The 18,929-nt window shown below is 66.6% G+C and carries 19 protein-coding genes; 11 read left to right on the top strand and 8 right to left on the bottom strand.

Annotated elements, in window-relative coordinates; translation table 11 throughout:
* Positions 1-6 precede the first annotated feature (6 nt).
* From ACYVB7_RS01940 to ACYVB7_RS01930, 3 genes are read right to left on the bottom strand one after another with little or no spacing between them, the layout of a single operon-like run.
* A complete protein-coding gene (locus ACYVB7_RS01940; RefSeq protein ID WP_460504868.1) occupies positions 7-1,023 on the bottom strand; it encodes a bactofilin family protein in 1,017 nt (338 codons plus the stop codon).
* Positions 1,024-1,043: 20 nt separating this feature from the next.
* A complete protein-coding gene (locus ACYVB7_RS01935; RefSeq protein ID WP_460504867.1) occupies positions 1,044-2,348 on the bottom strand; it encodes a glycosyltransferase family 2 protein in 1,305 nt (434 codons plus the stop codon).
* Positions 2,345-2,662: a hypothetical protein gene (locus tag ACYVB7_RS01930; RefSeq protein ID WP_460504866.1), complete on the bottom strand. Its 318-nt coding sequence runs from the start codon at positions 2,660-2,662 to the stop codon at positions 2,345-2,347. The genes ACYVB7_RS01935 and ACYVB7_RS01930 overlap by 4 nt, the downstream gene beginning before the upstream one ends.
* 185 nt (positions 2,663-2,847) lie before the next feature.
* On the opposite strand from ACYVB7_RS01930, the gene ACYVB7_RS01925 reads away from it, so the two are divergent.
* The 5 genes from ACYVB7_RS01925 to ACYVB7_RS01905 all read left to right on the top strand — a co-directional run bounded on the left by ACYVB7_RS01925 (position 2,848) and on the right by ACYVB7_RS01905 (position 13,426).
* Complete coding sequence (locus ACYVB7_RS01925; RefSeq protein ID WP_460504865.1) at positions 2,848-3,090, top strand: hypothetical protein; 243 nt, start codon at positions 2,848-2,850, stop codon at positions 3,088-3,090.
* Positions 3,091-3,093: 3 nt separating this feature from the next.
* Entirely contained in the window at positions 3,094-11,502 is an 8,409-nt protein-coding gene (locus ACYVB7_RS01920; RefSeq protein WP_460504864.1) for a GH36-type glycosyl hydrolase domain-containing protein, read from the top strand.
* Between the two features lie 154 nt (positions 11,503-11,656).
* The gene (locus ACYVB7_RS01915) at positions 11,657-12,376 is read left to right on the top strand and encodes a Crp/Fnr family transcriptional regulator (protein ID WP_460504863.1); all 720 of its coding nucleotides are present in this window, start codon (positions 11,657-11,659) and stop codon (positions 12,374-12,376) included.
* A gap of 117 nt (positions 12,377-12,493) precedes the next feature.
* Complete coding sequence (locus tag ACYVB7_RS01910; RefSeq protein ID WP_460504862.1) at positions 12,494-12,652, top strand: DUF3309 family protein; 159 nt, start codon at positions 12,494-12,496, stop codon at positions 12,650-12,652.
* 33 nt (positions 12,653-12,685) lie between these two features.
* Positions 12,686-13,426: a diguanylate cyclase gene (locus ACYVB7_RS01905; protein WP_460504861.1), complete on the top strand. Its 741-nt coding sequence runs from the start codon at positions 12,686-12,688 to the stop codon at positions 13,424-13,426.
* Between the two features lie 21 nt (positions 13,427-13,447).
* On the opposite strand, the gene ACYVB7_RS01900 is transcribed toward ACYVB7_RS01905, so the two are convergent.
* Complete coding sequence (locus tag ACYVB7_RS01900) at positions 13,448-13,765, bottom strand: hypothetical protein (RefSeq protein ID WP_460504860.1); 318 nt, start codon at positions 13,763-13,765, stop codon at positions 13,448-13,450.
* Between the two features lie 169 nt (positions 13,766-13,934).
* On the opposite strand from ACYVB7_RS01900, the gene ACYVB7_RS01895 reads away from it, so the two are divergent.
* Positions 13,935-14,186, top strand: a complete 252-nt coding sequence (locus ACYVB7_RS01895; RefSeq protein ID WP_460504859.1) for a glycine zipper 2TM domain-containing protein — start codon at positions 13,935-13,937, stop codon at positions 14,184-14,186.
* A 4-nt stretch (positions 14,187-14,190) separates the two neighbouring features.
* Here ACYVB7_RS01895 and ACYVB7_RS01890 read toward each other — a convergent pair whose 3' ends face one another.
* The gene (locus ACYVB7_RS01890; RefSeq protein ID WP_460504858.1) at positions 14,191-14,562 is read right to left on the bottom strand and encodes a BON domain-containing protein; all 372 of its coding nucleotides are present in this window, start codon (positions 14,560-14,562) and stop codon (positions 14,191-14,193) included.
* A gap of 152 nt (positions 14,563-14,714) precedes the next feature.
* On the opposite strand from ACYVB7_RS01890, the gene ACYVB7_RS01885 reads away from it, so the two are divergent.
* From ACYVB7_RS01885 to ACYVB7_RS01875, 3 genes are all read left to right on the top strand, one after another.
* Positions 14,715-15,035 carry a DUF1840 domain-containing protein gene (locus tag ACYVB7_RS01885; RefSeq protein WP_460504857.1) on the top strand — a complete coding sequence of 107 codons (321 nt, stop codon included), beginning with the start codon at positions 14,715-14,717 and terminating at the stop codon, positions 15,033-15,035.
* Between the two features lie 80 nt (positions 15,036-15,115).
* Positions 15,116-15,553, top strand: a complete 438-nt coding sequence (locus tag ACYVB7_RS01880; protein WP_460504856.1) for a DUF4398 domain-containing protein — start codon at positions 15,116-15,118, stop codon at positions 15,551-15,553.
* Positions 15,554-15,594: 41 nt separating this feature from the next.
* Positions 15,595-16,476: an OmpA family protein gene (locus tag ACYVB7_RS01875; RefSeq protein ID WP_460504855.1), complete on the top strand. Its 882-nt coding sequence runs from the start codon at positions 15,595-15,597 to the stop codon at positions 16,474-16,476.
* Positions 16,477-16,506: 30 nt separating this feature from the next.
* Here the strand turns inward: ACYVB7_RS01875 and ACYVB7_RS01870 are convergent, their stop codons facing one another.
* Positions 16,507-16,791 (bottom strand): sll1863 family stress response protein, encoded by a 285-nt coding sequence (locus tag ACYVB7_RS01870; RefSeq protein ID WP_460504854.1) that lies wholly within the window; start codon positions 16,789-16,791, stop codon positions 16,507-16,509.
* A gap of 292 nt (positions 16,792-17,083) precedes the next feature.
* On the opposite strand from ACYVB7_RS01870, the gene ACYVB7_RS01865 reads away from it, so the two are divergent.
* Positions 17,084-17,497 (top strand): PRC-barrel domain-containing protein, encoded by a 414-nt coding sequence (locus ACYVB7_RS01865; protein ID WP_460504853.1) that lies wholly within the window; start codon positions 17,084-17,086, stop codon positions 17,495-17,497.
* Positions 17,498-17,550: 53 nt separating this feature from the next.
* The gene (locus ACYVB7_RS01860) at positions 17,551-17,733 is read left to right on the top strand and encodes a CsbD family protein (protein WP_460504852.1); all 183 of its coding nucleotides are present in this window, start codon (positions 17,551-17,553) and stop codon (positions 17,731-17,733) included.
* Between the two features lie 63 nt (positions 17,734-17,796).
* Here the strand turns inward: ACYVB7_RS01860 and ACYVB7_RS01855 are convergent, their stop codons facing one another.
* Together ACYVB7_RS01855 and ACYVB7_RS01850 are read right to left on the bottom strand one after the other, a co-directional pair.
* Complete coding sequence (locus ACYVB7_RS01855; RefSeq protein ID WP_460504851.1) at positions 17,797-18,330, bottom strand: CBS domain-containing protein; 534 nt, start codon at positions 18,328-18,330, stop codon at positions 17,797-17,799.
* Positions 18,331-18,520: 190 nt separating this feature from the next.
* Positions 18,521-18,820 carry a ferritin family protein gene (locus ACYVB7_RS01850; protein ID WP_460504850.1) on the bottom strand — a complete coding sequence of 100 codons (300 nt, stop codon included), beginning with the start codon at positions 18,818-18,820 and terminating at the stop codon, positions 18,521-18,523.
* Positions 18,821-18,929: the final 109 nt, after the last annotated feature.

Raw genomic sequence — 18,929 nt, 5'->3', positions numbered from 1 at the left:
GGCGGCTCAAGCGGCCCATACCACCCCCCCTTCGCGCGCCCAGACGGTGCCATGTGCCATGGCGCCCGCTTCGGCCATGATGCTTTCGGCACTGACCGTGGTGGGCGCGTCGGGCAAACCCAGCCGGACCTGAACCCCCAACAGGATGACCGACTCCGACACCACCGGCCCCAGCACCCAGGCGTGCTCCAGCAGTTGGAGCTGCTGTTCGCTGCACAGGGCCCCGTGCACCCGCGCCCGCTCGCCCATGACCACGCCGCCATGGGCTTTGACATCGCCAAAAATTTCGGTGCCCGCCCCGATGGACAGCCGCCCGGTCACGACCAGCGACCCGTGGTAGCGGTGAAAACGCGGCAACTTGCAGTTGCCCCGCACCAGGGTGAGGATGGGTGTTTGCTGCAAGGCCCCGTCCAGCTGGTTGAACCCCGCGTCGATGAGGGGCTTGGGCGCACGCGCTGGGGGAGGCGTCGCAGCCACCCCCATGCGGATCAGGGGCGCTTGAAGGCGCTCGAAACAGCACCCGGTCTCCAGCTCCAGCGAGGTGGACGACGACAAACGCCGCCAGGCGGTGCAGTCCCGCCCCAGGTGCACCACCCCATCGCCATGCGCCCACTCGCGGACCTCCGACCCCGGCGCCAGGCGGATGGACCCCAGCGCCAGCAAGGCCCCGAACTGGCTGCGCACCGTGGCCTCCATGTCGCCATGGACAAACAGCGTGGCCGCGCCTTCAATGGCCCGCCGAGGCTTCACCGTGGTCAGACACACCACGGGGCGCAGCACCTGGCTCCAGTCCATGGTGTCCAGGTCATCGGGGGCAAAGTCGAACACGTCGGTGAAAGAGGCCAAGTCACCCGACAAGCGCCCCATCACTGCGGCCCTGAACTGGTCGGAGAAGTGGTCGATGTCGCTGGTGTAGTTGGGCAGGACCTGCAAGGGCTCCGTGTCCGTGGGGTGTCGCCATTCGGCCCACGCGGGGCGGAACGCCACCCCCAGCAAGCCCAAAGAAATAAGGATAAAAAACACCTCTGTCACTTGTATTTGGTTCATTCGATGCTCGGCTTTCTGTAGCGAACTGTTTTTTCCCACACCATGTCGCGCCGCCACAAACGGTCCATGAACAAATCCCAGACGGACACCGAGATGGCCACCAGGCTCACCACAAAGCCCAGCAGGCTGAAAGGCAGCAGACGCAGCCGGTTGCGCTTGCCGTCCAACAGCACCGCCACCGCAATTTCATGGAAGGCCGCAAAGTTGCCCAAGGTGCCGTAGGCCATGAGGGCGAACACGGAAATGAGCTGCGTGAGCAAGTCCCCGGCGTTGAAGAAGTACAGGCCGATGGCCAGCAGCCAGCCCAGCAGCAGCACGGGCGGCAGCACAAACACGAACAGCAGCAACAGGCCGTCCAGACGTTCACGCCAGCTCAGGAACGGGCTGGAGGCAAACCGGTAACCGTGGCGCAGCATCACTTGGTTGTGCCCCTTGGCCCAGCGCTTGACCTGCTTGATGCGCACGGACCAGTCCTCGGGCACTTCTTCGTAACACTCCGAGCGGTTGGTGTAGACCGTCTTCCAGCCGCTGAGCAGCAGGCGGTAGGTGATGTCGGTGTCCTCGGCCAGCGTGTCGTCGTGCCAGCCCCCCACGGCGGCCACGGCAGACAGTCGAACGCCCCCCACCGTGCCGCCGTACTGGGGCACCAGCCGCAGGTTCATGCGGGCCTGTTGATCGACTTGGTAGCCCCCCGCACGCTCCAGGTCGAGCATGCGCGTGAGCAGATTGGCCCCGGTGTTGAGGGGCACCACCCGCCCCATCACCGCCCCCACCTCGGGGTCGAAAAACGGGGCCACCAGTTGCTTGAGCAGGCCCCGACCCGGCATGTAATCGGCATCGAAGATGATGGCGATGTCGCCCTGCACATGCTGCAAGGCGTCTTTCAGCGCTGCCGCCTTGCCTGACTTGCCCGTGGTGCGGTGGAACGGGATGATGCGCCCGGGGTAACGGGCGCTCCACGCGTCGATGATGGCCCGGGTGCCGTCGCTGGAGCGGTCGTTGACCGGCACGATCTTCAACTGCGGCGGCGGGTAGTTGGAGTTGAGCAGCGCCTGCAAACAGCCCGCAATCACCTTTTCTTCGTTGTGCGCGGCGATGAACACCGTGATCAAGGGCCAGGTGGCCTGGTCGATGTCCAGGTAGGGGTGCCGTTGCCGACCCAGCAGGCGGTTGAGGGTCAGCACACCATGGCGAACCGCGTACACCGCCATCACCGCAATCACGGCGAACAACAGGGCCGCCACGGTGGACAAGGCGTGGTAGGCCCACGGCCCGGGCTGCCAGATGGGGGTGAGGTTCACATCCACAGCACATGCTCCCGGTTTTGTGCAGGCCTGCGGCCAGCCCGGGGGGGTTCACCCCAGGGCCGCGGCAAGGCCACCACCAGCACCAGGTAGCTGGCCACCCGATGGGCATGCAACAACGCCATGAGCTGCTGTTCGGCTTCGGCATCCGCCATCTGCCAGAAACACAGGGCCTGCGGTCGCCCTCGTCGAGAAGCCATCAGGACCTTCAAGTAGCGGATGGCACCGTAGGGCTTGCAGGTGGCCACCAGCTCGGTGGTCAGCGACTGCACGTCGGTGCATGCCTGCAGCCGTTTCTGTGACAAGTTCATGGCATTGCCTTGCGAGTTGAACCTCCCCCGGGTCACCAGGGTGCCGCGTGGCCCGTCGCATCCATCCCGGAAGCCGACCACGTGGACCGGACTTTGGAGGCCCGGCCCCGCCCCGTCCGTACGCCCCCGCACAGACCGTGAGTGCCCTTGCGCCTACAAACAGGCTCCATCCACCGGGAGCCCCCATGTCACAGGTCACACCCCAAGCCCCACGCTGGTACACCGCAAGCGCCGGTCGCACCGCCGACGTGTCCATCCCAGAACAATCCGCGCTGCAAAGTCACCTGGCGCTGTGCCGAATGCGGCACAGCCACCTGGCCATCCTGGGCAGTGGGGCGTCGACCATGCAAGGTTGGATGGCCACCCGGTTTGCGACGGTGACCCTGGCGTTGACCCTGTTGATCGTGGGCGGGCTGTGGCTGAGCTGAGGCATGCAAGCCCCCCACCGCTGGCGCCTCTGGACCGGGTGGAGCCCCAAGCTGGCGCCTGTGCTGGAGCGGACCCATGGCCTTGCCAGTGCGCCCATCCGGTCTGAAATCTTTGGCCTGGAGCGGTTTGCGCAGCACGGCATCAGCCTGGGACAAACCCACCATGCCGCCAAAGCGGTGTTCGGGCAGGCCACGTTTTATCCACGCCTGCGCCACAACATCCGCTTTCTGCAATCCGCCCATCGCTACATTGCCGAGCAAATCCACGAGGGCCATGGCCTCTCCCCTGCCGCCGACTGGCTGGTTGACAACTTCCATGTCATCGAAGACCAGTTGCGGGAAATACATGCAGGCCTGCCACGCCGCTTCTACCGCAGCCTGCCCGTTCTGCAACAAGAGCCCCTGGCGGGGCTGCCCCGCATCTACGGGGTGGCGTGGGCCTTTGTGGCGCACACCGACAGCGCCTTCGACGAAGCGCTGCTGGTCCACTTCCTGCAGGCGTACCAAACCCAGCGCGAACTGACGCAGGCCGAGTTGTGGGCCCTGCCCACCACCTTGCGGGTGGTGCTGGTGGAAAACCTGCGCCGCCTGGCCGACCGGCTGGCCGCGCACAAGGCGGCCAGCCTGTTGGCCCAGCACCATGCAGACCAGGGAGAGCGCATCGACCTGGACGCGATCCAGCGCACCGTGAGCGCGCTGGCGTTGCGGGGCGTGGAGCGGGTGTTCACCGCCCAGTTGGCCCAAGCCCTGGCGGGGCGACGAACCCTGGACCCTGGCTCGGCCCTGGCCCGGACCCGGTTGTGGCTGCAGGGACAGCTGCCGGACTTGGCCACAGCCCAGGCGCAACAACATGCCGATCAGGCCGCCGACAACCTCAGCATGGGCAATGCCGTCACCTCGCTGCGGTTGATGGGCTCCACCGACTGGCCCGACATCGTCACCCGCACCAGCCTGGTCATGCAAACGCTGCTGGCCTCCCCCGTGTTTTCGGCGGAAGATTTCGCCACACGGGACCACACCCTGCACGCCATCGAACGCCTGTCGGCCCGCTGCGCACAGGACGAATCGGCCGTGGCGGCCCGCCTGATGAACCACATGCAGGCCCACACCGGCCCCGAGGCCCTGGCCCAACACTGGCTCCATGGCCCCGGACGCGCCACGTTGGATGCCGAGCTGGGGCTGGATCGGCGGGCGGCGGGGGCGCTGCACACCCTGCGCACCCTCTCCCGCCTGCCCACCTACCTGCTCGCACTCCTGCTGGGAAGCGCCACCCTGGTGTGGATCACCCAGTCAAGCGCCCCGGCCCTGAACATGCTGGCCTGGGCCTTGTTGTGGTTCCCTGCTTCGGAAACCGTGGTGGCCGTGGTCAACCGCCTCGTCAGCGAGTCGGTGAAACCCACGCACTTGCCGCGTTATGAACTGGCACAGGGCATCCCGCCCGAGCAGCGCGTGCTGGTGGTCGTGCCCGCCCTGCTCAGCGATGCCGCCACCATCACCCAACTGGTGCACCGCCTGCACCTTCACCACCTGGCCAACCCCGAGGCCCATGCCCAGTTTGCCCTGTTGAGCGACTGGACCGACGCCGACCGTCCCAGCATGCCCACCGACGCGGACCTGCTGGCCACAGCCCAAAAGGCCATTGCAGAGCTGAACCGGCAACACCCGCCTTCAGATGTCGGCGGTTTCTCCCGCTTCCTGTTGCTGCACAGGGCTCGCAGCCCCTGTGAAACGCAGCAAAACTGGATGGGCTGGGAACGAAAGCGCGGCAAGCTCGAACAGCTGATGGCCACCCTGGCCACCGGTGCCCCCTCGCCCTTTCTGGCCCTGGGGGCCCTGAGCACCCCCGCACCGGGCGTCCGTCACCTCCTTACCTTGGACAGCGACACCCAGTTGCCCCCCGGCCAACTGCGGGCCTTGGTCGGGGTGGCGGCTCACCCACAAAACCACCCGCGGCTGGACAGCAGCGGGCGGCGTGTGGTGGCCGGGTACACCCTGCTGCAACCCCGTGTGCGGCCCCCCTTGCCCTCGCGAACGGAGAACACCCTCTACCACTGGCTGTTTGCCGGGGTGGGCGGGATCGACCCCTACAGCGCCATGTCGTCCGACGTCTACCAGGACCTGTTTGCCGAGGGCAGCTTCCACGGCAAGGGCTTGATCCATGTGGCCGCCGCGCACGCGGTGTTGGGCCGCGGGCGGCTGCCTGCGGAGCAGATCCTGAGCCACGATCTGCTGGAAGGGGCCTTGGCCCGCTGTGCCGTGCTCAGCGACGTCACCCTCATCGAGTCCGATCCCTCTCAGCCCGACGTGGCCAGTGAGCGCCTTCACCGCTGGACCCGGGGCGATTGGCAGCTGCTGCCCTTTGTGGTTTGGCCCAGCCGCTGGCCCATGGCGGGGATCAACCGCTGGAAGTTGATCGACAACCTTCGGCGATCGCTGTGGGTGCCGGCATCGGCGTTGTTGCTGCTGCTGTCCATGGTCGGCATCGGTGCCACACCACAGGCCACATTGGCCCTGGTGCTGTCGGCCCATTGGGCAGGCCCGGTGCTGGCCGCCGCGGCCGACTGGGTGCCTGCACAGGGCAGTTTTTCCTGGCGGCGGTGGTACGGACAGGCTGCGTTGGACATGACCCGGGCGTTGGCCGGGGGCCTGTGGCAGCTGAGTCAATTGCTGGTGCAGGCCCTGCGCCACACCGATGCGGTGGTCCGCACCCTGCACAGGCTGGCCATCAGTCGCCAGCAGCTGCTGGCCTGGCAGACCGCCGCCAGCCTGAGCACACCCACCGTCGGCCCCCAGATGGCCCGCCGGGTGCAACACCTGGCCCCTGCGGGTCTGGCCTTGGGCCTGTTGGCGGGCCTGTGGTGGATGCAGGCCCCGCTGGCATGGCCCGTGGTGAGCGTGCTGCTGGCCTGGGGGGCCGCGCCCGCGTTGTCGTGGGCCGCAGGCCAAAGGTTGCCGCGCCGCGCCACCCCCCTCAGCCCGGACGATCAGCGCACCCTGCACGGGGTGGCGCGGGACACATGGCGACTGTTCGAACGCACCGTGGACGCCAGCAGCCACCACCTGCCGCCGGACAACCTGCAAACCTCGCCAGTGGACATGGTGGCCACCCGCACCTCGCCCACCAACGTGGGGCTGTACCTGCTGAGTGCCGTGTGCGCCCGCCAATTTGGCTGGCTGGGCACGCAAGACCTGCTGGACCGGCTGGAGGCCACCTTGGCCACCCTCGACACCCTGACGCGCCACCGCGGCCACTTCATGAACTGGACGGACACCCACACCCTCCAGCCGCTGTACCCGCGCTATGTGTCCACCGTGGACAGTGGCAACCTCAGTGCCCACCTGCTCGCCACCGCCCAGGCCTGCCGCGAATGGGCCAAAGCCCCGTTCGACCCCAGACCCGGCGCTCAAGCCCTGCAGCGGTGCCATGCCCGGCTGCAACCGCCCGCTGCGCCCCGTTCGGGAGACGCACGGGCCCGATTGCAAGCGGACCTGCAAAGCACGCTGTCGTCGGCGCAGCGCGATGTCCTGGCCAGCCAAACGCCGGACGGTTCGGCGCGCGCATCCCAGCGGCTGAACGACGTGGCCAGCCACCTGGAGACACTGGCGTGGGCCCCCGACTACACATTTCTGTACCACCCCAAAAGGCACCTGTTCCACATCGGGTACCGGGTGGAAGAGCAGGCCTTGGACAGCGCCTTCTACGACCTGCTGGCCTCCGAGTCGCGCATGACCAGCCTGCTGGCCATCGCCAAAGGCGATGTCCCCGTCATCCATTGGGCGGCCCTGGGGCGGCCCTGCTTTGCGGTGGGCATGCGGGCCGGATTGCGCTCGTGGTCGGGGTCCATGTTCGAGTACCTCATGCCCGGCCTGATCCTGTCAGAGCCCCGTGGCAGCGCATTGCGTGAGGCGGGCCAGGCCGCCGTGACCGAGCAGGTGGCGTTCGTGCGCCACCTTCACATGCCCTGGGGCATGTCCGAGTGTGGTTACGCGGAGCGCGACACCTCCCTGGCCTACCAGTACGCGCCGCAAGGTGTGCCTCGCCTGGCCTTGCGCCGCACACCGGCCGCCGAACGGGTGGTGGCCCCCTATGCCACCGCGCTGGCCGCACAGGTGAACGCCCCGCTGGCCTGCGCCAACCTGCATGCGTTGGAAGCGCTGGCCGCCCGGGGGCCGTACGGCTTTTGCGAGGCGCTGGACTTCACCCCATCCCGCCAGACCGGTGGCAGACAGGTCATGCGTGTGCAAACGCACATGGCCCATCACCAAGGCATGACCATCGTGGCCTTGGCCAACGTGCTGCTGGAACAGGTGGCCCAGCGCTGGGGCATGGGCCATCCGGCCCTGGAGGCGGTGCAGTCACTGCTGCACGAGCGTGCCCCCCGCCAGGTGCCCGTGCTCCGGGCCCCGCCGCCCGGGCTGCCCGCGGCGGCGTCGCTTCGCCGACCGGCGGATCACACCCAATGGCTGGCACCGGGAGAAAGCGCCGTCCCCCCCACGCTGCTGCTCTCCAATGGACGCTACAGCCTGGGCTTGAGGCCCAATGGGGCCGGGCACAGCCGGTGGGGCGACACCGACATTCACCGCTGCCGCGACGATGTCCTTCGCGACACGTGGGGCCAGTTTCTGTACGTGCGCACCGATGCCACCCCGGGGCCTCGTTCGCTGACCCTGCACCCCGCACCAGACCCTCAGGCAACGTACCAATGTGAGTTTCACGCAGACCGTGTTCAGTTTTCCGCCCAGTGGCCTCACATGCGCGCCCAGGTCAGCGTGTGGATCAGCCCGGAAGACGACATCGAACTGCGCCGCGTGCTGCTGTGCAACACGGGCGATCAGGCCTTGGCGCTGGACTTGATGGCCGCGTTCGACGTGACGCTGACCTCCCGCCGGGCCGACGAAGCCCACCCCGCGTTTTCCAACCTGTTTGTGCAGGCCCACTGGCATGCAGCCACCCAGGCCTTGGTGTTTCAACGCACCCCCCGGCTGACCACCGAAAACCCCATGCATTGCGCCCACTTCGTGGCCCACACGGAGGGAGAAGTCCTGGGTGTGCAGCACCAGACGGACCGCCAGCTTTGGCTGGGGCGCAACCATGCGCCCAGTGGCCCCCAGTGCATCCTCCAGACGGCCTCACAGGCGTCAGGCCCGTTGACCACCGGGCTGGACCCGGTGTCGGTGCTGTCGGTGCGGGTGCGGGTGCCGCCGGGTGGGCAAGTGGTGGTCACGTTCGGCACCGCGGCCACCGACCACCACGCCACCTTGCTGGCCGTGTTGGACAAATACCGGCAACCCAGTTCGGTGGAGCGTTCCTCGGTGATGTCCGCCACGTTGGCGGACATCCGATCTGGCCCGCACCCCATGCGACCCGACTTCTGGCCCGTGCTGCAAACGCTGGTCACGGCGCTGCTGTTCACCTTGCCCAAACAAGCGTCCAACGCAGCCCCCGGACCCACCTGCGACCGCCGCCAGCTGTGGCCGTTGGCCCTGTCCGGTGACCAGCCCTTGCTGCTGGTGGAGATTTCCGTGCTGCAAGGGCTGGGTTTGCTGCGCACGTTGCTGCAAGTGCTTCGCGGTTGGGCCCGCTGTGGGCTGGCTTGCGACGTGGTGATTCTGAGCAGCGAGGCCCACTCGTACCACATGCCCTTGCACCTGGAACTGATGGCCCTGCGTGAAAGCTACATGGCGGACCAACGCGCCATGCCCTTGGGGTCGTCGACCCACTTGCACCTGCACCGCGCGCAAGACCTCACGGAAGGACAGCTGACCACCCTGGACGGTCTGGCCCGCATTCGCCTGCAAGCGGATGGCCGCCCCCTGCGCCACCATGTGCTGGCCTGGCTGGCGTGGCAGCGCGACAGCCGCCTGCCCGCCTTCGAAGGTCCAGGCCACTGGCCGGGCAGCGTGCCGGTCCGCATCCCCGCCAATCGCCCCGCCCTCCCCCCATCCACCTGCACCGGCCAGTTTGCCGATGGCGGTCGCAGCTTCACATTTGAAACAAGCGCTGACGGTCGCCCCGCGCGGCCCTGGGTGAACGTGCTGGCCAACCCGGAGTTTGGGGCCCTGGTGTCCGAGGCCGGGGGCGGCCACACCTGGGCACGCAACAGCCGCCTGCACCAGCTGACCCCCTGGGCCAACGACCCTGTGGCCGACCCACCTGGCGAGTGGTTGGTGCTGCAAGATCGGCGCAGCCAGGCGGTGTGGAGCCTGAGCCCCAGTGCCTGGGGCGATCCCCACGTGGCTTACCGAGTGTCCCACGGCATGGGCACCACCCGGGTGACACACCGGCGTGGGGATCTGGCCGTGAGCGTGGTGTGGTGTGTGGACCGCTTGGCCGCCGTCAAACATGTCCGCATCGAGCTGACCAACCACGGCGCCACGCGCCAACACCTGCGGCTGCTGGGCATGGTCGAGTGGCAAATGGGCGAGCACCGCACCGACCGTGCCACCACCGTCACCTCGCGAGCCCACCCCGCCACCGTGCTGCTGTGCACGCAGGCGGAAGAAGCCGCTGGCTTCGGCGGGAACACCGCGTTCTTTGCCATGCCCACCCCCGACGGCCCGCCCTTGCCAGAAACCGACCGCCCCGAGTGGACGTGCGACCGACGGGAGTTTGTGGATTCGCAAGGGCACATGGTGCTGCCCCATCGCCTGGGTGAGCACAGCGGATGGGGGCTGGACCCGTGTGCCGCCTGGGCGCGACGCCTCACGCTGCATCCCGGGCAACAGGTGAGCCAGGTGTTCCTCCTGGGCCACGCCACCACCCCGGCCGCAGCGGCAGCACTGGCCACACAAGCCCTGTTGAACCCGCCCACCGAGCGCGAACGGGCCACATCCAACGCGTGGGCGGATCTGCTGGGCACCTGCCAGGTGCAAACACCGGACCCGCTGTTTGACGCCCTGCTGAACCACTGGCTGCTGTACCAGACCGTGTCGTGCCGCTTGTGGGCCAAAGCTGGGTACTACCAGGCGGGTGGGGCCAGCGGGTTCCGCGACCAGTTGCAAGATGCCATGGCCCTCGCCTGGGCGCGCCCCGACATGCTGCGCGCGCAGATCCTGCTGGCCGCCTCACGCCAGTTCGAGGCGGGAGACGTGCAGCACTGGTGGCACAGCCCGGGCGGGGCCGGCGTGCGCACCCACTTCTCCGACGACCTGCTGTGGCTGCCGTTCGCCATCCACCATCACCAGCGCACCACGGGGGATGCCAGCTTGCTGGACGAGGCCGTCCCTTTCCTGCAGGGAGCCCCCATCCCCGAGGGGGCCGAGGACAGCTACACCACCCCCGTGGCCGGTGACACCCCCGCCAGCGTGTACGAGCATGCGGCACGGGCGTTGGACCACAGCCTGGGCACCGGAGCCCATGGCCTGCCCCTCATGGGAACGGGCGACTGGAACGACGGGATGAACCGCGTGGGCCATGGGGGCCGGGGCGAATCGGTGTGGCTGGCCTGGTTCTTGTGCGCCATCACCCCCGACTGGGTGACACTGGCCCGGAGCCGGGGGGACACCGCCAGGGCGGAGCGATGGGCACGGGCCCTGGTCGGCTGGCACGAAGCGCTGAACGGTGTCGAACCCCACGCACCGGACAGCGATGCCAGGGAGGGTGCCTGGGATGGGGCCTGGTACAAGCGGGCCTACTTTGACGACGGCAGTCCATTGGGGTCACACACCCAGCCCGAAGCCCGCATCGACCTGCTGGCTCAGGCCTGGGCCGTTTTGTCGGATGCAGCGCCGCCGCAGCGTCAACTGACGGCCATGACCAGCGCAGACAGGCTGTTGGTCAACCCGTCGTTCGGGCTCGTGCAGTTGTTGGCGCCACCGCTGGTCACGGCCCGACCTGACGCCGGGTACATCCAGGCCTACCCGCCGGGGGTGCGGGAAAACGGCGGCCAATACACCCACGCCGCGGTCTGGGCCCTGATGGCCAGTGCACAACTGGCACGCGAACAGGGGAGCGATGCCGAAACGCCGTACCGCTACTTCACGTACCTCAGCCCCGCCCACCGGGCTGCACACCCGGTTTGGGGTGCCACCTATGGCCTGGAGCCCTACGTGGCCGCGGGTGACGTGTACAGCCACCCCCCCTATGTGGGCCGAGGGGGCTGGAGCTGGTACACCGGCGCGGCGGGCTGGATGCACAGAGCGGGGGTGGAGTCCATCCTGGGCCTGCATTGGCAGGCGGACACCTTGCGACTGGAGCCCTGCCTGCCCAGCCATTGGCCACGTGCGCAGCTGACCCTGGTGCGAGACGCCCGCCGCCTGGTCTTCACCCTGCTGCGGGGCTCGCCAGCCGACGTCCATCAGGCACTCGCCGCAGGGCAGGCCCAATTGCTGTGGCCGGGCCAGCCCCTCGCGTGGGCGCCATTGACCGGTGAGCATCACTTTGTGGTTCCGCTGACACCGCCTGGCCGGTGACCCCCTTGCCCCATCACACAGAAACGGGGGCGACAACCGGGAAACGATGTGTACGGTAACGCACAGTTCTTCCAGCCAAACCACGTACAGTGAGCGGCAGACCCTCTCGCCACAACACGGGTCAGAGGACGGATCTGCCAAAGGAGGGAAACACATGAAACTGGCCCACGACCCCAGAGCCAACGATCTGCTCGCTTCACTGCCGGAGACCGATTGGGAACGCTGGCATTCGCAGCTGGAAAAAGTCGAGCTCAAGCTGGGGCAGGCGTTGTACGAGTCCGGCACCACCATGCACCATGTGTATTTCCCGACCAACGCCATCGTGTCCTTGCTGTACGTGATGGAAGATGGTTCGTCCGCCGAAATCGCCGTGGTCGGGCATGAAGGGGTGGTGGGCATTTCCATCTTCATGGGGGGCGGCTCCACCCCCAGTCGCGCCGTGGTGCAAAGCGCAGGGTGGGGCTTTCGCATGCGGTCGGCGGTGATCAAAGACGAGTTCGACCGTTCCAGCCCGGTCATGCACCTGATGCTGCGCTACACGCAGGCGCTCATCACCCAAATGGCCCAAACGGCCGTTTGCAACCGCCACCACAGCCTGGACCAGCAACTGTGCCGCTGGCTGCTTCTGAGCCTGGACCGCCTGACCGGCAACGAACTGGTCATGACACAGGAGCTGATTGCCAACATGCTGGGGGTGCGTCGGGAGGGGGTGACCGAAGGGGCCTTGAAACTCCAGAAAGCCGGCCTGATCAGCTATGCACGCGGGCACATCCATGTGCTCGACCGGGCGGGCCTGGAGCGGCGCACGTGCGAATGTTATGCCGTGGTCAAGAAGGAGTACGACCGCTTGCTGCCCCCCACCGAGGCGGTGTGACACGCGGGCTCCATGCGCCTTTCGCAGGGCATGCGTGCGCTGACAGACAGTCGAACGTTGGACACAAGGTTCCAATGGCTCCAGACGCAGCGCAACACCCCACCACAAGGAGCTCCCATGTCCCTCGGCAACATCCTGTTGATCGTCCTCATCCTGATGCTGGTGGGCGCACTCCCCACGTGGCCACACAGCAACCAGTGGGGCTATTGGCCCAGTGGCAGCATCGGCATTCTTCTGATCGTGCTCTTGGTTCTGGTTGTCTCAGGTCGGTTGTGAAACCCCGCACCCGCGGCGTTGTGAGAGTGCCAGATGAAGCACGACCATCCCCATGAAACGGGCCGTTTGTGGGTGCCACAAAGCCCCGAGGACAGCCCAACCACCCAAAGCCTGAAGGACTGCCTGCTCCGTTGCGAGCTCCTCCAGGCACAAGTGCTGACCGCACAGACCGCCCTGGCTGCCGTCCACCGGGAACTGGAGGGCACCCGCGCTGGCGAGCGCCGTGCACACCACCTGGCCATGCACGACGGTCTCACCCACTTGCCCAACCAAAGGCACTTCATGGCGCGTCTGACCCAAGTGCTGGCGGCCTGGGACGCACCCTCGCCCAAGGACACATCGGACATCCCCGCCCCTTGTGTGGTGTTCCTGGACCTGGATGGCTTCAAGAACGTGAACGACCAGCACGGACACGTGGTTGGCGACAGCCTGCTCAAGGCCGTGGCCACCCGGCTGTTGGCCGCGGTGCGGGCGGGCGATGTCGTTGCGCGTGTGGGTGGAGATGAGTTTGCATGCCTGCTGGAAGGCACTCAGACCGATCAGCAGCTGGCGCTGCTGGCTCACAAAATCCATGACAAGCTGGCCAGCCCGGTCACGTTGCCGTTGACGGGTGGCGGATGGGTCAAGCTGCGGGTGACCCCCAGCATTGGGCTGGCCCGTTGCCCCCAGGACGGCACGTCGCCGACGGCGCTGCTGGCCGCCGCCGACAGGGCCATGTACCAGGCCAAACGGGAACGCAGCCAGGTGGCCTTTGCCTCAGCCCTGCGGGACTGACCCTGGCGCGGCAAGCCCCCCTCAATGGGGCCTGTCTCCCCGGCGGCCCACCCAGTTCAGCACCACCACGGCCAGGGCACCCAGGGCCGCGGCCATCAATACCGCTTTCAGTGGCTGGGTTCGAACATATGCCGCGGTGCAGTCATTGGCGTGCTGCATCCTTTGGCGAACCTGCTGCGCGGTGTCCTGGACCGCATGCACCCCCTGCCGCGACAGATCCGCCACCTGTTCCGTCAAGTGCACAACCGAACGCTCAGCCGCTTGAAGGGCATGGGCCACAGGCGCTGTGTCAGCGTTGGATGTGGGGGGCGCAGGCAAAGGGGTGTGCGTGGTGGTCATGGTGGACTCGCTGATTCGGTGGAAGAACAAGGGGAATGGGCAGTGTCAGGGTCGGTGGAATGGGTGTCTGTTTGCTGACGCACAGACCCCGGACACGCGAGCCTCTAAGGTCACCCTACCCCGTCCAGATGTTCACGGGGACATTCCCTTCCTCCACTGAAAGCAACCCATGACCACCACTTCATTCCGCTCCATCGCACACCGTTCGCCCAGCAGCGCGGCCCTGTCGGTGATTGCGTTGACCTTCACGTTGTGGATGGCAGGCTGCTCGGGCATGACCCACCAGGAAAAGTCCACCGCGGTGGGCGCGGGGGTGGGTGCCATTGGGGGTGCCATCCTCACCGGCGGGAGCACCGCAGGCACCCTGGGCGGTGCCGCGGTGGGCGGTGTCATCGGGCACGAGGTTGACAAGCCCAAGTGAGGGCTCAGGGGCGCACGGCAATCTCGTTCTTCACGGCTTTGACGCCCTTGACCTCCCAGGTCAGCTTCTCGGCGGTGTTTCGCTCGTTGGTGCTTTTGGCAAATCCGGAAAGCATCACCGTGCCATTGAGCGTTTCCACGCTGATGGCGGTGCCGTCCACAAACCGGTTGTCAAAGAAGCGGCTCTTCACACGGGTGGTGATGCCACTGTCGTCGAGGTAGACCCCCATGGTTTCCTGCCCACGCTGCACGGCACAGCCCGACGCCAGCAGCAGCACGCCACTGGCCGCAGCAAGCAACAGGGTTTGCAGACCCTTGCGACGCACGCCACCGGGGTTGGACAGGGGAGCCGAAACATGGAACTGGATGTGGGTCATGAAAACTCTCCTTGAAGCGGATGGCCTGCCGGGACGGCAGCACAGATCCCCCAACCCAATGTAGGCAGCCCACACGCGCGGGTCTGTGCGCCCTCGCACAGACCCGCGCTGCCAGCCGTTCCACGATGAACGACCCACACACGGAGGATTCCATGCTCTACCGATTCAAGTCGCAGGCGGCGGCCGAACTCATCATGTTGCACAACGACGGCGAGGAAGTGCTGCGTCTTCTGGGCAAGGACATCACGCCCAAAGGGGTGATCACCGTCGCACAGATGCCCAACGCCATTCACGCCCTCCAAAAGGCCATGCAACCCTCGGAGACTCCGGAAGCCTCGTCGCAGCCGGAGACGGAAATTCGCCTGCTGGACGACACCGAAGACGCCGTCTCTCTGGCCCAGCGCTTGCGCCCCATGCTGGCACTTCTGCACGCCAGTGTCGCGGCGGGTCAGGACGTGGTGTGGGGTGTTTGACGCGGCGCTGAGTGTGTGCCACAGCACCGACAGGACGCGGCGGATGGCTCAGGCTCAACTCCCATCAACGGAGTCCCAACATGTCCATCCCCCACGCCAGCACCCGCCCAGCGCCCACCCCCCATGGCGACGCACCCCACCGACCCGTCCTCCAAAGGGGATGGCGGGGACTGTGGATCGTCACGCCAGCCTTGATCTGGGCCTGCGCCAGCAAGGTGCCCATCCCCTCCGAACCGCTGGCCATGGCCCAAGCCGCCGTGACCAGTGCGGCCAGCGCCGGTGCGGCAGAGTGGGCCCCGACTGAACTTCAGCTTGCCCGCGACAAGCTCTCACGGGCCAAAGTGGCGGCCACTGAGGAGCACAACCTGTATGCGACCCACCTCGCTCGAGAGTCGCATGCGGACGCCAACTTGGCGGAGGTGAAGGCGCGCAGCCTCAAGGCACAAAAAACAGCGGGGGAGCTGGGCGAAGGCAACCGCGTGCTGCGTGACGAGTTGCAGCGCTCTGTCAAACCATGAAAGCCCCTCCGCGCAACGCGCTCCCACTCCAAGGAATCACCATGCATGCCCGTACCCCATCCATCTGTTCCCTCACCCTGGCCCTGCTCGGGGTGTCCCTTCTGTCGGCCTGCAGCAGTGTGCCGACACCCAATGCGCAACTGGGCCAGGCCAAGGCCGATTACCAGGGTGCCGCGGCGGACCCACGGACCACTCGCTTGGCGGCCACCGAGCTGAAACGGGCTCAGGACGCACTGAATGAGGCCCAAGCGGCGTGGGACCGACAGGACACACCGGAAGACGTCAATCACCTGGCCTACCTGGCCCGGCAGCGTGTCGCCATTGCCCGAGAAACGGTGGCCTTGCGCAGCGCGGAACAAACAGCCGCCTCCACCGGTGCCACCCGCGCCAACATCCAGCTGGAGGCACGCACCCAGGAGGCCGATGCCGCACAGCGAAAGACGGATCAAGCGCTGGCCGAGGCCACTGCCGCCAAGCAACAGTCCGACAGGGTCCAGGCCCAGAACCAGGCGCTGCAAGAACGCCTGCGCGAACTCAACGCCCAACCCAGCCCCCGAGGTCTGGTGCTGACGCTGGGCGACGTGTTGTTTGACATTGACAAGGCACAGCTCAAGCCCGCGGGGCTGCGCCTGGTCCGCCAGCTCTCCATGGTGTTGACCGATTACCCGCAGCGACAGGTGCTGATCGAAGGGTTCACCGACAACACGGGCTCCACGGAACACAACTTGGGCCTGTCGGGGCAACGTGCCAACGCCGTGCGCACCGCGCTGTTGGGCGAAGGCATTTCAGCGGCGCGGGTGAGCACCCAAAGCCACGGCGAGGCCCGCCCCGTGGGCGACAACAACAGCGCCGATGGACGCCAGCTGAACCGCCGTGTGGAGATCGTGCTGTCTGACGAGCGTGGCCTGATTTCCGGACGCTGAGGCCCACGGCGCCCGTCTGGGCACCCGCCGTCAAACCTGCGATTTGAAGTAGCTGAACGAGTGCACGAACGCATCGCGCACCTTCTCCATCTCCGTCACCATCGCATCCCAGCGGTCTTCGCCGACGGATTTCAACTCTTCCATCTTGGCCCGGGCGTGAGCCGACTGCTCGCGCAGCTGCTCCATGTCCTTCTGGTAACTGGCACGCATGCTGGCTTGTGCTTCTGTCGCTGTGTTGCCCAGGCGTTCCATGCGGGCGTTGAGCTCGTCAAGCTGGGTTTTCATTTTTTCGATGTAGGCATCTCGGGTGGTCATGGATCGCACTCCTGGTGGTGGTTGGGTTCATTGGGGATCCACAGACTAGGCCCCCCGTCACACGCCGTCTGTGCGCCATCCCACCCGGACAGCGGCCCGGCGGTGCCACGTGGTGCCGCGGCAGGCACTTGTGGCTTGCGGGCGTGCCAACGCCCATGAGCGTTCGACAACGCACAGACCCCCGGCGGAGATCCGCCTAAGGTGGACTTCGGTCCCCACGGATCGGCCCGCAAGGCCGACAGCCTCACCCGTTGGGGGCCCGACCTTCCCTCCACCTTCGTCAGGAGAACCCATGACATCCAACTACGTCACTCGCGACAACTACGGCATGTACGCCCACAGCAGCAACGGGCCCGGCCCGACGCTGATGGGGGCTGACACGCTGCTGGGCAACGACGTCTGCAACAAGGACGGCGACAACCTGGGGGACATCAAGGAACTGATGATCGACATGACCTCCGGCAAGGTGGCCTATGCGGTGCTGTCTTTCGGTGGGCTGCTGGGCATGGGGAACAAGCTGTTTGCCGTGCCGTGGGAAGCACTGACGCTGGACACCCTCAACAAGCGATTCACCCTCAACGTCTCCAAAGATGCGCTCAAGGAAGCCCCAGGCTTCAGCAAGGAGCACTGGCCATCGATGTCGGACGCGACCTGGGCCGGTGGCGTGCACAAGTTCTACGGCACGCCGTACACCACAGCGCAATGAACATGCACACGCGCTGCAACCACCCCTTTCTCACCCTGAAAACGGAACCCATCATGAACAAAGAACAGTTGAAAGGTGCCCTCAAGGACGCCGCAGGCAAGGTCCAGGAGCAGGCCGGCAAAGTCACCGGCAGCGCGGAACAGCAGCGCAAGGGCCTGCACAAGCAGGTCGAGGGCAAGGCGCAGAAGGCCGTCGGCGATGTGAAGGAAATGGCCAAGGACATGGCCCACAAGTAGCCAACCCCTGGAGAGTGCCCCGGGGCCGCTGCCTGCATGGGCAGTCGCGGCCACGGGGCACGTTCATTGGTAGCCGACGCCCATCACGTAGTTGCGCAACAGTGCCTCCTGGTGGTTGCCTGCGGCCAGCAGCACACGCAGCCCATCGCGGGCATTCACAACCCCCAGCAAGGTGCCTTGCGCATTGACCAGCAGCACATGGATGAGGCCGCGCTGGTGCATCATGGTCATCACGTCAGACAGCAGGTCCTCGGGCGCACAGACCACAAACTCACGGGTCATCACGTCACCCGCCAACGTGGTGAAGAAATCGGACAGCCCCCAGCCCAGGCGCTGGATCAGCACGGTCTCGGTGAGGGTGCCCAGGGGTGCACCCGCCCCATTGCAAACCACCACCACGCTGATTTGGGCACTCGAGAGCAGTTCCGCCACTTCCGCCAGCACGCTGGTGACCGACACCGTGTGCAACCGTGAGCGGGCCACCGCCTCCATGCTGCCCACCAACAAGGGGGCCACGGTGCGGGCTTCCACCGCGAACACGGAGGGGCTTTCAGCCCCCAGCTCGGGCGGGTTCTGCTGGGGCGATGCGTCGGTCATTCGAAGGCATGGGAGGTTGCTGCTTGCGCACACGGTTGCTGGCGGCATGACGGTTCCTTGGAAGATGGAAGCCAAATGGTGCGGCCCCACGGCTTGAGCGTCTGTGCCCGAACCCACACAGCACGGCAACACCCCCCAGCTGGCCCACCCCCGCTCAGCCCGCCGCCCCGCCAGGGCTTGCCGGAAAGGTTCATCGCCCCAGGATCATTTCTTCCACTTCCCGTGCGCCTTGGGCGTAGAGCACGGCTTCGTCCGGGGCCAGCTCCTGCAGCAAACGCAGAAGCTCCCCGGCGTGAACCCGTTCCTCGTCTGCGATGTCCCGCAGCACCTGGGTCGCCAGCGGGTGGGCCGAGGCCTCGGCCAGCTGCACATACATCTGTGTGGCTTCGTATTCAGCGGCCACCAAAAAACGCACGGCGCGGATGAGCTCCGGCGCGCTGAGCGTGCGGCCCAGGGCCAAGCCTGAAAAGGCGGTTCCGAAGTCGGGCATCTGAAAGCTCCTGGTTGATGGAAAACATCCGCCCCACGGGGCCGGGTGAAACAAACCCATGCATCACTATTATTTTTATAGCTGCTAGCGCTTTTAAATAAAGCGCTAG

Source organism: Hydrogenophaga soli (genome assembly GCF_054777695.1).
Note: the sequence above shows the minus strand (reverse complement) of the source record. Positions and strands in the feature narration are given on the sequence as shown.